Genomic DNA, 13011 nt, shown 5'->3' with positions numbered 1-13011 from the left:
GACTTTCGGCATACGCTGATTCGCTAATGTACGTGCCGGCCTGACCAATGTCCGGTCGGCGACAATCTGTTGCCGCCGACTCCTGTTATCTTTCGCATCAACGAAAAAAACAGGAGACAAGATGAGCTACGCCATCGATACCACCCCGCTGTGGTCCCCGAATCCCGCCACCGTTGGCGATACGCGCATGGCGCAATTCATGCAGGCGACCGGTTACGGGCGCTACGCCGATCTGTGGCAATGGTCGGTCGACCGGCCCGAGGAATTCTGGCCGCAGGTCTGGCGCTTCTGTGGCGCCATCGGCGAGCGCGGCGAGACCGTGCTCGAAGACGGCGGCAGGATGCCCGGTGCGCGCTGGTTCCCGCAGGCCCGCCTGAACTACGCCGAGAACCTGTTGCGCCACGACGATGACGGTGAGGCGCTGGTGTTCTGGGGCGAGGACAAGGTCAAGCGGCGCATGAGTCGGCGCGAACTGCGGCGCGAAGTCGCGCGCTTCCAGCGCTTCCTGGTCGATGCCGGGGTCGGCGAAGGCGACCGCGTCGCCGGTTACCTGCCCAACCTGCCGGAGACGCTGGTCGCCATGCTGGCGACGACGGCACTGGGCGCGATCTGGTCCTCGGCCTCGCCGGATTTCGGCGTCCAGGGCGTGCTCGACCGTTTCGGCCAGATCGAACCCAAGGTGCTGGTCTGTGTCGATGGCTACTGGTACAACGGCAAGCCGGTCGACTGCCTGGCCAAGAATGCCGATGTGGTGGCGCAGATGCCGTCGCTGCTGAAAACCGTGGTCGTGCCCTACCTGGCCGAGGCACCGGAAATCGGCGGCATTGCCAATGCCGTGAACTGGTCGGCGCTAGCGGTGACCGATGCCGACGCGGCGCCGGCCTTCCGCCGCGTTGCTTTCGATCATCCGCTGTTCATCATGTTCTCCAGCGGCACCACCGGTGTGCCCAAGTGCATCGTCCATTGCCACGGCGGCGTGCTGCTGCAGCACCTCAAGGAGCATGTGCTGCACAGCGACGTGCGTTCGGGTGACCGCCTGTTCTACTTCACCACCTGCGGCTGGATGATGTGGAACTGGCTGGTTTCCGGCCTTGCTGCCGGCGCCACGCTGCTGCTCTATGACGGCTCGCCGTTTGCCGCCGGTAGCACGGTGCTGTTCGACTACGCCGAGGCCGAGCGCATGACCCACTTCGGCACTTCGGCCAAGTTCATCGACGCTGCCGCCAAGGCCGGGCTGACGCCGGGCAAGACACATGACCTGGCCGCCTTGCGCGCCATGTTCTCGACCGGCAGCCCGTTGTCTCCGGAAGGTTTCGACTGGGTCTACCGCGAGGTCAAGGCCGACCTGCTGCTGGCGTCGATTTCCGGCGGCACCGACATCATTTCCTGCTTCGTCCTCGGCAACCCGGTGTTGCCGGTCTATCGCGGCGAAATCCAGTGTCGCGGGCTGGGCATGGCGGTCGAGGTGTTCGACGAGGAAGGCCGGCCGGTGCGCGGCGAGAAGGGCGAACTGGTCTGCGTCCGTCCGTTCCCGGTGATGCCGGTCGGTTTCTGGAACGATGCCGACGGCAGCAAATATCGCGCGGCCTATTTCGAACGCTTCGACAATGTCTGGTGCCACGGCGACTTTTCCGAGCTGACCGCGCACGACGGCATGATCATCTACGGCCGTTCGGACGCGACGCTCAATCCGGGCGGGGTGCGCATCGGCACGGCCGAGATCTACCGCCAGGTCGAGCAGTTGCCGGAAGTGCTGGAATCGCTGGTGATCGGCCAGGACTGGCCGCCGGGGCGCAACGACGACGTGCGCGTCGTGCTCTTCGTCAAACTGGCCGAGGGAGCGGTGCTTGATACGGCGCTGGTGGCGCGCATCAAGCAGCAGATCCGCGCCAACACGACGCCGCGGCACGTACCGGCCAAGGTCGTCCAGGTGGCCGACATTCCGCGTACCAAGTCGGGCAAGATCGTCGAACTGGCCGTGCGCAACGTGGTGCACGAGCGGCCGGTGAAGAACGTCGAGGCGCTGGCTAATCCGGAAGCGCTGGATTGCTTCCGCGCCCGCCCCGAACTCGCCGACTAGCCGGCAGGCGCCATTTTCCCGCCGGTAGCTCGATCCAGCGATGGAAGACGAGGCCGGCGTAAAGGCAGCTGACCCAGGTGAACAGCATCCACCAGGCAACCGCCGCCGGGTCATCGGCCGGGTGGGCGGCGAACAGGGCGTTGATCAGCAGCAGTACCGGGAAATGGATCAGGAAGACCGAGTAGGAAATGCGCCCGAGGAAGTCGGTGATCCGGCTACCCGGCCACTGCTCGCGCCAGCCCGACAACCGGACAAAGCCGAGCAGCATGGCGGTAGCCAGGGCAATCGCGATGCGCGGGCGGAAATCGACGAGCAGCGCAGTCGCGGCGACGGCGGCTGCGAGCAGCAGCCAGCCTAGCGTGCCACGGCGCGTCGACGCCCACCAGGCAGCGGCGCCCAGCCCGTAGGCACCGAAGAAGTAGATCGCCCAGTTGTCGAGGCTGCTGTCGCGGTTGAACCAGAACAGCGAGACGGTGGCCAGGCCGAATGCCGCCAGCCAGGCAAGGGTCGCCGTGCGGCCCAGCCAGAGCAGCAAGGCCAGCAGGGCGAACAACTGGAAGTCGATGGCGACGTACCAGACGCCGGCCGACAGGGATTCGCTGCCGAGCACACCATGCAGCAGCAGCGCATGCGCCAGCCACTGGCCCGGGGTGGCGAGTTCGGGAATCGCCGGGTCGTCGAGCCACAGGTCGGCCAGTACCGAGGTGGCAACGGCGAGGCTGATCGCCGCGACGAAGGGCAACACCAGGCGCAGGTAGCGTCGCCCGATCAGCGGTAGCGGATTGTCGGCCAGCGCGCCGCCGGTCGGCGACAGGCTGCGGGCGGCCAGAAAACCGCCGATGACGAGGAAAACCTGCACGGCCATCCGCCCGTAGTCGACCAGCCACTCGGCGAGATCCGGAAACGCGGCGGCGACGGCCAGCGACAGCGGCCCGTAGAGCGCGAGGTGGTGAAGCAGGATGATCTGCGAAGCGACGCCCTTGAGGGCGTCGATCAGCGGCATGCGGGCGGCGTTGGCCATGGCGGCATACGCGCCCGATAGGCGCGCGGATTACTGGCGATTCAGAAGTAACGCGCGACGAAGGAATCGGTGTACCGCTCGGGCAAATCAATCCATACCCGGTGGCCGCTGCCCGGTGCGACGCTGACCGGCTGACCGTCGGCGTTTTCCATGCGGCCGATGGTGGCGTTCAGGTTGCCCTGCGGATGCACGCATTCGATGCGGTCGCCGAGCGCGAAGCGATTCTTGACCTCGATCTGCATCAGGCCGCGCGCCGCGTCGAAGGCGACGGCGTCGCCGACGTACTGGCTCTTGTCCGATTCGGAATGGCCGCGCAGGTAGTTCTGGTAGTCGGCGTCGTGGTGGCGCTGGTAGAAGCCGTCGGTGTAGCCGCGGCTGGCCAGGTTTTCCAGCTCGCCGAGCAGGCGCGGGTCGAACGGGCGGCCGGCGACGGCGTCGTCGATGGCCTGGCGGTAGGCCTGGCAGGTGCGGGCGACGTAGTAGGGGCTCTTGGTGCGGCCCTCGATCTTCAGCGAATCGACGCCGATTTCGGTCAGTCGGTGCACGTGCTCGATGGCGCGCAGGTCCTTCGAGTTCATGATGTAGGTGCCGTGCTCGTCTTCCTCGATCGGCATCAGTTCGCCGGGGCGCTGGCGTTCTTCGAGCAGGATTTCCTGCTCCGGGCTGCTGTAGAAGTTGACCGGCTGGCCGGGGGGCAGGGGGGCGCCGTCGGACGTCGACACCTTGTAGTCCCAGCGGCAGGAATTGGTGCAGGTACCCTGGTTCGGGTCGCGGTGGTTGAAGTAGCCGGACAGCAGGCAACGGCCGGAGTAGGCGATGCACAGCGCACCATGGACGAAGACTTCAAGCTCGATGTCCGGGCATTGCTGGCGGATTTCGGCGACTTCGTCGAGCGACAGTTCGCGCGACAGGATGACGCGGCTGACGCCCACCTTCTGCCAGAAGCGCACCGCTGCCCAGTTCACGGTGTTCGACTGCACCGACAGGTGGATCACCTGTTCCGGCCATTGCGTGCGCACCATGTCGATCAGGCCGGGGTCGGACATGATCAGCGCGTCCGGCTTGAGTGCGACGACCGGCGCCATGTCGTCGAGGTAGGTCTTGAGCTTGGCGTTGTGCGGGAAGATGTTGCTGACGACGAAAAAATGCTTGCCGGCGGCGTGTGCCTCGGCAATCGCGCCGCCGAGTTTTTCCAGGTCGCCGAACTCGTTGTTGCGCACGCGCAGGCTGTAGCGCGGCTGGCCGGCGTAGATGGCGTCGGCGCCGAAGGCGAAGGCGGTTCGCATCATGTCGAGCGAACCGGCAGGGGCGAGGAGTTCGGGCGCCTTGCGCATAGTAGAATCCAGCAAAAACCGAGAATTGTAGAGACTATGTCCGAAGAAATCCTGATCAATTTCACGCCGCAGGAGACTCGCGTTGCCGTCATGCAACAAGGGGTTGTCCAGGAGTTGCACATCGAGCGCACCGCCAGCCGCGGTCTGGTCGGCAACGTCTATCTCGGACGCATCGTCCGCATCCTGCCCGGCATGCAGTCGGCCTTCGTCGATGTCGGGCTGGAACGTACCGCCTTCCTCCACGTCGCCGACATCTGGCAGCCGCGCGAAACGGCGCAGGAACGGCCGATCGAGAAAATCCTCGCGGAAGGCCAGAGCATCGTCGTCCAGGTCGTCAAGGACCCGATCGGGACCAAGGGCGCCCGCCTGTCCACGCAGATTTCCATCGCCGGTCGCATGCTGGTGCACCTGCCGCAGGAGAAGCATATCGGCATCTCGCAGCGCATCGAGGCCGAAGCCGAGCGCGAGATGCTGCGCGAGAAGATCACCCGTCTGGTGCCGGCCGACGAGCCGGGTGGCTTCATCGTCCGGACCATGGCCGAAAACGCCAGCGACGCCGAGTTCGCCACCGACATCGCCTATTTGCGCAAGACCTGGGCCGACATCCGCGACAAGGCGCGGACCAGCGCCCCGCCCAGCCTGCTCTACCAGGAGTTGTCGCTCGGTCAGCGCGTGCTGCGCGATTTCGTCAATCCGGAAACCTCACGCATCGTCATCGACTCGCGGGAAAATTTTCAGAAACTCAGCGCTTTCGCCCAGGAATACACGCCGGCGGTCGAGTCCATGCTCGAGCATTACACCGGCCTGCGGCCGCTGTTCGACCTGCACGGCGTCGAGGACGAAATCCAGAAGGCGCTGGCCCGTCGCGTCGACCTGAAGTCTGGCGGTTACCTGATCATCGACCAGACCGAAGCGATGACCACCATCGACGTCAACACCGGCGGTTTCGTCGGCGTGCGCAATTTCGACGACACCATCTTCAAGACCAACCTCGAGGCGGCGGTCACCATCGCCCGCCAGCTGCGTCTGCGGAACCTTGGCGGCATCATCATTGTCGATTTCATCGACATGGAGAACGAGGAGCACAAGAAGGCGGTGCTGGAAGAGTTCAACAAGGCGCTGTCGCGCGACCATACGCGGCTGACGGTCAATGGCTTTACCCAGTTGGGGCTGGTCGAGATGACCCGCAAGCGCACCCGCGAATCGCTGGCGCACGTGCTGTGCGAACCCTGCCCGACCTGCGACGGTCGCGGCGAGGTCAAGACGGCGCGTACCGTGGCCTACGAAATCCTCCGCGAACTGCTGCGCGAGGCGCGCCAGTTCAACGCCCGCGAGTACCGCATCCTGGCCGGCCCGGCGGTGGTCGACCTGTTCCTCGACGAAGAGTCGCAGGCGCTGGCGATGCTCTCCGACTTCATCGGCAAATCGGTTTCCCTGCAGTCCGAACCCAGTTATTCACCGGAGCAGTACGACATCGTTCTGATGTAAACACCCACCGAGGAGACAAACATGGACAACAAGGCAGAATTCGACAGCCTGGTACCCCCGCAACATTTCAACCGCCGCAGCTTCCTGGTCACCAGCCTGGGCGCCGGTTTCGCCCTGGCGACGCTGCCGGTCGCCGCGCAGACGGCGATCCACACCGACGCCGCCGGCCTCATCGAAGGCGAGGTCAAGGTGCCGGTGCACGACGGCGAGATGGTCGCCTACCGCGCCGCACCGGCCGGTCTGGCCAAGCCGCCGGTGGTGCTGCTGATCTCGGAAATCTTCGGCGTCCATGAATACATCCGCGACACCGCCCGTCGCCTGGCCAAACTCGGCTATTTCGTCATTGCTCCGGAACTGTTTGCCCGCCAGGGCGACCCGCGCAAGATCGAGAGCGTCGCCGAAATCATCGAGAAGATCAGCGGCCGCACGCCGGACGCACTGGTCATGAAGGATCTCGACGCCAGCGTCGCCTGGGCGGCAAAGCAGGGCGCCGATACCGCTCGCCTGGCGATCACCGGTTTCTGCTGGGGTGGCCGCATCACCTGGCTGTACAGCGCCCATAATCCCGGCGTCAAGGCCGGGGTGGCGTGGTACGGCCGCTTGGTCGGCACGGTCAACGAATTCACCCCGCGTCATCCGACCGATCTGGTCGGCGAACTCAAGGCCCCGGTGCTCGGCCTCTACGGCGGTGTCGACACCGGCATCCCGATCGAAACCGTCGACGCCATGGAAGCGGCCCTGAAAAACGGCAGCCCGGCCGCCAAGGCCTCGGAGATCGTTCTCTACGACAACGCACCGCATGCCTTCCACGCCGATTACCGACCGAGCTACCGCAAGGAAGAAGCCGAGGACGGCTGGCGCCGGATGCTCGCCTGGTTCCGTCAGAACGGCGTCTGAACGCCATTTCTGCGGGCGCGAAGGGGCATTCCGTGCTAACCTTCGCGCCTCGATTCAGTCCGCCAACATCATGACCTCTGCCGAATCCGCCACCCCCGCCGCTACCGAGAAGTCGACCGACATCCGCGTCCTGCTCAAGGACCTGCAAACCCGCTTCGATGTCTTCCGCAATTACAGCCCGCTGGCCATCGGTATCGACAAGCAGTTGTTCGCCGCGCTGCCGGAACTGAGCAAGAAATCCATCCGCCTGGCGATGCGCAGCCACACCATGGCAACGCGCTACCTGCGCGAAATGGAAAAGGCCAGCCACCGCCTGAATCTCGACGGCAGCCAGGCCGGTGAAGTCACCGACGAAAACCGCCAGCACGCCGCCGAACTGCTCAAGGAACGCTTCAAGAAGCAGGCCGAACAGCGCAAGGCCGTCGAAGCCGCCAACAAGGCCGAGGCGCTCAAACAGCAGAAGCTGCAGCAGCTGACGGAGAAGTTCGGTCGCAAGTAAGACCGGCCGCGGAAAACAAAAAGCCAGTCTGTGGACTGGCTTTATTTTGGGCAAATGAAAAAGGCCTGTACTGGAGTACAGGCCTTCGAATTCTGGTGGGTCGTGAGTGATTCGAACACTCGACCTACGGATTAAGAGTCCGCTGCTCTACCAACTGAGCTAACGACCCAGAATTTTTCCACTTTGGTGGGTCGGGCGAGATTCGAACTCGCGACCAACGGATTAAAAGTCCGCTGCTCTACCGACTGAGCTACCGACCCGGCCCACACGGGAAGCGCGCATTATAGGCAAGCAGCCGGCCGGCGTCAACGCAGGATGGAAAATTAACGCATTAGAAGCGCAGGGCGTCGACCAGCGAGGCGACTTCGCTGGCCGATTCTTCGAGGATGCTGCTGAGCATCGCGTCGTCGACCAGGGCGTCGATGACCGGCGCCATGTCGGGGGCGCGGGGGGGCTGGTCCTGGTACAGAGGGGAGGCGACCGGGGCCAGTTCGTTGGCCAGCAGCAGGGTGTCGCCGAGGGTCACCGGCGGCAGCGAGAGCAGGCCTTCCCAGAGGTTATCCAGCGAATCGGTGACGGCTTGAGGGGTGCCGATGCGGGTGAGGATGGCGCGGGCGATGCGTGGCTCGCTTTCCTCGGTCCAGTCGGCCGGGTCGCCCGACAGTAGGCCCGGATTCCCGGCGGCCCGGGAGATCAGGTAGAAACCGGCGATTTCATGAACGATGCCGGCGAAGAACGCGGTTTCCGGGTCCTGGTGCGTGATCCGGCGGGCGATGGTCTGCGCCAGGGCGGCGACGTGGGCGGTGTGCTCCCACAGTTGCCGGGTCAGCTTGGCGATTTCCGGCGATGCCGACTGGCCGGCCATCTGCTGGGTGGTGATGGCCATGGTCAGGGTGCGGGTGGTGCGCAGTCCGATCCGCGAAATGGCCGTGCGCAGATCGGTGACCGCCTGCCCGGAACGGCTGTAGGCGGCACTGTTGGCGACCGCGACGATGCGGGCCGCCAGCAGCGGGGAGCCTTTGACCAGTTGCACCGCCTGGTCGACGTGGCAATCGGGGTCGTCCAGTTGCTGCAGCAACTTGAGCGAGACGTCGACCCCGGTGGGGAAGACGAGTTCGCCGTTACCGGCTTGGTCGGCGAGTTCCTGCAGGGCGAGTTTGCGATCCATCGGCAAATCTTACCCTGCGCCCCGCGTTCTGTGTGCTGCTCAGCTCAGGCGACGGCAGATTTCGCTGGTCAGCGCCGACTGGTTCATGCTGTAGAAGTGCAGACCCGGGGCGCCGCCCTTGAGCAGGCGTTCGCACAGCTCGGTGACCAGATCGAGGCCGAAAGCACGGATCGAGTCACTGTCGTCGCCGAAGCTCTCGAATTTCTTGCGCATCCAGCGCGGCAAGTCGGCGCCGCAGGCGTCCGAGAAGCGGGCCAGTTTGGTGAAGCCGACGATGGGCATGATGCCGGGCACGATCGGGATGTCGACGCCGAGTGCGCGCGCTTCGTCGACGAAATGAAAGTAGGCGTCGGCGTTGTAGAAATACTGGGTGATCGCCGAGTTGGCGCCGGCCTTGACCTTGCGCGCGAAGGCCTCGAGGTCGTCCTTCGGGCTGCGCGCCTGCGGGTGCCATTCCGGGTAGGCGGCGACTTCGATGCTGAAGTGGCTGCCGGTTTCGGCGCGGATGAATTCGACCAGTTCGTTGGCGTAGCGGAATTCGCCGGTCTCGGCCATGCCCGACGGCAGGTCGCCGCGCAGGGCGACGATGCGGTGGACGCCGGTCGCCTTGAATTCGGCCAGGATTTCGCGGATCGATTCGCGCGTCGAGCCGATGCACGACAGGTGCGGCGCAGCGTCGAAGCCTTCGCTGGCGATTTCGCGGACGATGGCGAAGGTGCGCTCGCGGGTCGAGCCACCGGCGCCGTAGGTGACCGAGAAGAACTCGGGTTTCAGCTTGGCCAGTTCGGCCCGGGTGGCGCGCAGTTTTTCCACGCCTTCGGGCGTCTGCGGCGGGAAGAATTCGATCGAGATATTGGTGTTCATTTTTTCAGCCAGATAAAGAATTCGCGGTTGCCGTCGCCGCCGGTGATGGGGCTGTCGAGCCAGGCTTTTGCGGTCAGGTCGAGTTGCCGGGCCAGATCAAGAAAGCGTCCTTCGACTTCGCGGTACAGCGTCGGGTCGCGCACGATGCCGCCCTTGCCGATGTTGTGCGGGCCGACTTCGAACTGCGGCTTGATGAGCAGCAGCAGGTCGCCGTCGGCGGCGAGCAGCGCCGGTAGTTGCGGCAGCACCAGGGTCATCGAGATGAACGAGACGTCGCCGACGATCAGGTCGAAACCGCCGGTCGGCATGGCGTCGCCGAGATCGGCGGCGCTCAGGGCGCGGCAGTTGATGCCTTCGAGTGCGCTGACGCGCCCGTCGTTTTTCAGCTTGCCGTGCAGTTGTCCGTGACCGACATCGACGCCGACCACTTGCGTGGCGCCGGCCTGCAGCAGGCAGTCGGTGAAGCCGCCGGTGGATTGCCCGACATCGAGGCAGGTCCTGCCGGCGACAGCGATACCGGTGTGCGCCAGGGCGCCGGCCAGCTTGAGGCCGCCGCGCGAGACGTAGCGGTCGCTTTCGTCTTCGACAACGGTGAGGACGGCGTCGGCCGGCAGTTCCAGCGATGGCTTGGCGATCGCCTTGCCGTCGGCGAGTACCCGGCCTTCGCCGATCAGCCGCTGCGCCTGCGTGCGCGACGCTGCCAGTCCGCGCTGGACCAGCAGGGCGTCGGCGCGCAGCAGGCCGTGACGGTCGACCGGCGTCTTGACCGGTTTCTCGTCACGTTGCCGACCGCCCTGGCGGGCATGGAAGGAGTTCATGCTCATCGGGGCGGTCTCGGTGGCAGCTGCGGACGATCAGTAGCGGTAGTGGTCGGCCTTGTACGGGCCTTCCACCGGCACGCCGATGTAGTCGGCCTGTTGCTGCGTCAGCGTCGACAGCTGCACGTTGAGCGTCTTCAGCTGCAGGCGGGCGACCTTTTCGTCGAGGTGCTTGGGCAGCGTATAGACACCGACCGGGTAGTCGGCGGTCTTGGTGAACAGCTCGATCTGGGCGATGGTCTGGTTGGCGAACGACGAGGACATCACGTAGGACGGATGGCCGGTACCGCAACCGAGGTTCACCAGGCGACCCTTGGCGAGCAGGATGATGCGCTTGCCGTCCGGGAAGATCACGTGGTCGACTTGCGGCTTGATCTCTTCCCACTGGTACTTTTCCAGCGAGGCGACGTCGATTTCGTTGTCGAAGTGGCCGATGTTGCAGACGATGGCGTTGTTCTTCATCGCGGCCATGTGGTCATGGGTGATGACGTGGAAGTTGCCGGTCGTGGTGACGAAGATGTCGGCCTTGTCGGCGGCGTATTCCATGGTCACCACGCGGTAGCCTTCCATGGCGGCCTGCAGCGCGCAGATCGGGTCGATTTCGGTGACCCAGACTTGTGCCGACAGGGCGCGCATGGCTTGCGCCGAACCCTTGCCCACGTCGCCGTAGCCGCAGATCACGGCGATTTTGCCGGCGACCATGACGTCGGTGGCGCGCTTGATGCCATCGACCAGCGATTCGCGGCAGCCGTAGAGGTTGTCGAACTTGGACTTGGTGACCGAGTCGTTGACGTTGATGGCCGGGAACTTGAGGTCGCCACGTTGGTGCATCTGGTACAGGCGATGGACGCCGGTGGTGGTTTCTTCGGTCACGCCCTTGATCTGGGCTAGGCGCACGGAATACCAGGTGGGGTCGGTGGCCAGCTTGGCCTTGATGGCGGCGAAGAGGATGGTCTCTTCTTCGGAGCCCGGCTTGGCCAGGACGGAAATGTCCTTCTCGGCCTTAGCGCCCAGGTGCAGCAGCAGGGTGGCATCGCCGCCGTCGTCGAGGATCATGTTCGAGTAACCGCCGTCGGCCCATTCGAAGATGCGGTGGGTGTAGTCCCAGTAATCGACCAGGGTTTCGCCCTTGACGGCGAAGACCGGGATGCCGGCGGCAGCGATGGCGGCGGCGGCGTGATCCTGGGTCGAGAAGATGTTGCACGAGGCCCAGCGGACTTCGGCGCCGAGCGCGGTCAGCGTCTCGATCAGCACGGCGGTCTGGATGGTCATGTGCAGCGAACCGGTGATGCGTGCGCCCTTGAGCGGCTGGGTCTTGGCGAATTCTTCGCGAATGGCCATCAGGCCCGGCATTTCGCCTTCGGCGATGCGGATTTCCTTGCGACCCCAGTCGGCAAGGTTGATGTCGGCAATGACGTAGTCTTGGGTATTGGCCACAGTAAGCTCCTGAATAACTGTGACGGGGAGGGGCGGTGTTCAACTCACCGAACCCCCTGCGCCCGGCAGGGTTGGACAGTGAGCGCAGTTTTGAACCGAGCCTGAGAGATAGGGTCTCTTGCAGCGCTCCTCGGTAGGTGGCGGATTATAAACCGTTTTCAGACTGTTTCGGCAGCCCAGTAGCGGTCCACATCCTTGATTCCCCATTTTTCGGCATCTTCCCGGCCGGCGATCTTTTCGGCGCTGCGCGCCAGATCGATGGTTTCCGGCTTCAGGTAGCTTTGCGAGCGGGTCGAGAAAAATACCTTGAGCCGCGGTTTGAGCAGCGATTGCCCATTCTGTTCGACGACCACGCCGAGCTTGCCGGATTCGAGCCGGACCAGCGAACCGACCGGGTAGATGCCCAGGCTCTTGACGAAGGCCTGGAAGATGGCCGGATCGAAATGCCCCTTCCATTCGGCCATCCGCCGGATCGATTCGGCAGGGTCCCAGCCGGCCTTGTACGGGCGGTTGGAGGTGATTGCGTCGTACACGTCGCAGACCGCGCCCATGCGCGCGTAAAGACTGATCGCCTCGCCGGACAGGCCGGCCGGATAGCCGCTGCCGTCGAATTTTTCATGGTGGTGCAGGCAGACGTCGCGGGCGATTTCGCTGGCGCCGTTGCCGGCCAGCAGAAGTTTGTGGCCTTCTTCCGGGTGGGTCTTGACCACGGCGAATTCGGCGTCGGTCAGCTTGCCGGGTTTGTTGAGCACGGCGCTCGGCATCATCGCCTTGCCCAGATCGTGCAGCAGACCGGCCATGCCGGCTTCGCGCGTTTGTTGCTCGTCGAGTCCGAGCTGGCGGGCCAGCGCGATCATCAAGGCGCAGACGGCGACGGAATGCAGGTAGGTGTAGTCGTCCGCCGTCTTCAGGCGGGCGATGCTGACCAGCGCACCAGGGTTGCGCAGCATCGAATTGGAAATTTCCTCGACCAGCGGCGCTGCGGCTTCGGCTTCGATGGCCTTGCCCATGCGCGCTTCCTGGAACATCGAGACCACGGCTTCACGGCCTTTGGCGACGATGCGCGAGGCACGTTTTACTTCGTCGGCAAAGGCGGCCTTGGGCTGAACGACGGGGGGCGGCGGGGGAATTTCCTCGATGGTCTCGAATTCATCCTCGCTGCGGGTGCGGTCCGCTTCGACATCGATGCCCTTGTTGATGTCGATCCACACTTCGCGGATGCTGCTTTCCCTGATCAGGACCAGGTCCTGCGCATCCTTGAGGACGAAGCGGGTCCGCCAGAACGGGTGTTCCAGCCAGTCGCCACAGAAGGCCTGAAGGTGCATGCCGAGACGTAGATGCTCGACCGGGATTTTTTTCAGCATATGTGGCAATACTAGCAAAAATAAAAGGGGCCGAAGCCCCT

Annotated in this window: 11 protein-coding genes, 2 tRNA genes and 1 riboswitch; of the genes, 4 read left to right on the top strand and 9 right to left on the bottom strand. The window is 64.5% G+C overall.

Annotation, left to right across the window (positions count from 1 at the left end; all coding sequences use genetic code 11):
• The first annotated feature begins 121 nt into the window (after positions 1-121).
• Positions 122-2080 (top strand): acetoacetate--CoA ligase, encoded by a 1959-nt coding sequence (locus AADV58_RS00595; RefSeq protein ID WP_028994087.1) that lies wholly within the window; start codon positions 122-124, stop codon positions 2078-2080.
• Here AADV58_RS00595 and AADV58_RS00590 read toward each other — a convergent pair.
• The gene (locus AADV58_RS00590; RefSeq protein ID WP_051295247.1) at positions 2028-3101 is read right to left on the bottom strand and encodes an acyltransferase family protein; all 1074 of its coding nucleotides are present in this window, start codon (positions 3099-3101) and stop codon (positions 2028-2030) included. The two genes, AADV58_RS00595 and AADV58_RS00590, sit on opposite strands and share 53 nt — an antisense overlap.
• Before the next feature lie 41 nt (positions 3102-3142).
• Positions 3143-4435, bottom strand: coding sequence for a tRNA 5-hydroxyuridine modification protein YegQ (yegQ, locus tag AADV58_RS00585; protein ID WP_028994088.1), 1293 nt, complete (start codon positions 4433-4435; stop codon positions 3143-3145).
• Positions 4436-4471: 36 nt separating this feature from the next.
• Here yegQ and rng point away from each other — a divergent pair, with 36 nt between their 5' ends.
• The 3 genes from rng to AADV58_RS00570 all read left to right on the top strand — a co-directional run bounded on the left by rng (position 4472) and on the right by AADV58_RS00570 (position 7319).
• Entirely contained in the window at positions 4472-5923 is a 1452-nt protein-coding gene (gene rng / locus AADV58_RS00580; RefSeq protein ID WP_028994089.1) for a ribonuclease G, read from the top strand.
• Positions 5924-5944: 21 nt separating this feature from the next.
• Entirely contained in the window at positions 5945-6820 is an 876-nt protein-coding gene (locus AADV58_RS00575; RefSeq protein ID WP_028994090.1) for a dienelactone hydrolase family protein, read from the top strand.
• Positions 6821-6890: 70 nt separating this feature from the next.
• Positions 6891-7319, top strand: coding sequence for a ProQ/FINO family protein (locus AADV58_RS00570; protein ID WP_341743780.1), 429 nt, complete (start codon positions 6891-6893; stop codon positions 7317-7319).
• Positions 7320-7412: 93 nt separating this feature from the next.
• Here the strand turns inward: AADV58_RS00570 and AADV58_RS00565 are convergent.
• From AADV58_RS00565 to AADV58_RS00535, 7 genes are all read right to left on the bottom strand, one after another.
• Positions 7413-7488: transfer RNA gene (locus AADV58_RS00565), tRNA-Lys, on the bottom strand.
• A gap of 15 nt (positions 7489-7503) precedes the next feature.
• Positions 7504-7579, bottom strand: a tRNA-Lys gene (locus AADV58_RS00560).
• Between the two features lie 71 nt (positions 7580-7650).
• Positions 7651-8487, bottom strand: coding sequence for an HDOD domain-containing protein (locus tag AADV58_RS00555; RefSeq protein WP_341743779.1), 837 nt, complete (start codon positions 8485-8487; stop codon positions 7651-7653).
• A 39-nt stretch (positions 8488-8526) separates the two neighbouring features.
• Positions 8527-9351 carry a methylenetetrahydrofolate reductase [NAD(P)H] gene (metF, locus tag AADV58_RS00550; protein WP_341743778.1) on the bottom strand — a complete coding sequence of 275 codons (825 nt, stop codon included), beginning with the start codon at positions 9349-9351 and terminating at the stop codon, positions 8527-8529.
• Positions 9348-10175 carry a TlyA family RNA methyltransferase gene (locus AADV58_RS00545; protein WP_341743777.1) on the bottom strand — a complete coding sequence of 276 codons (828 nt, stop codon included), beginning with the start codon at positions 10173-10175 and terminating at the stop codon, positions 9348-9350. Before AADV58_RS00545 ends, metF begins: the two co-directional genes overlap by 4 nt.
• Before the next feature lie 30 nt (positions 10176-10205).
• Positions 10206-11606 carry an adenosylhomocysteinase gene (ahcY, locus tag AADV58_RS00540; protein ID WP_341743776.1) on the bottom strand — a complete coding sequence of 467 codons (1401 nt, stop codon included), beginning with the start codon at positions 11604-11606 and terminating at the stop codon, positions 10206-10208.
• Between the two features lie 73 nt (positions 11607-11679).
• Positions 11680-11744: riboswitch (S-adenosyl-L-homocysteine riboswitch) on the bottom strand.
• Positions 11745-11764: 20 nt separating this feature from the next.
• Positions 11765-12970, bottom strand: a complete 1206-nt coding sequence (locus AADV58_RS00535; RefSeq protein ID WP_341743775.1) for an HD-GYP domain-containing protein — start codon at positions 12968-12970, stop codon at positions 11765-11767.
• Positions 12971-13011 lie beyond the last annotated feature (41 nt).

This window comes from Azonexus hydrophilus (assembly GCF_038368255.1).
GTDB classification, from domain to species: Bacteria; Pseudomonadota; Gammaproteobacteria; order Burkholderiales; family Rhodocyclaceae; genus Azonexus; species Azonexus hydrophilus.
The sequence above is the reverse complement of the archived record's forward strand: the minus strand, read 5'-3'. Positions and strand labels throughout refer to the sequence as shown.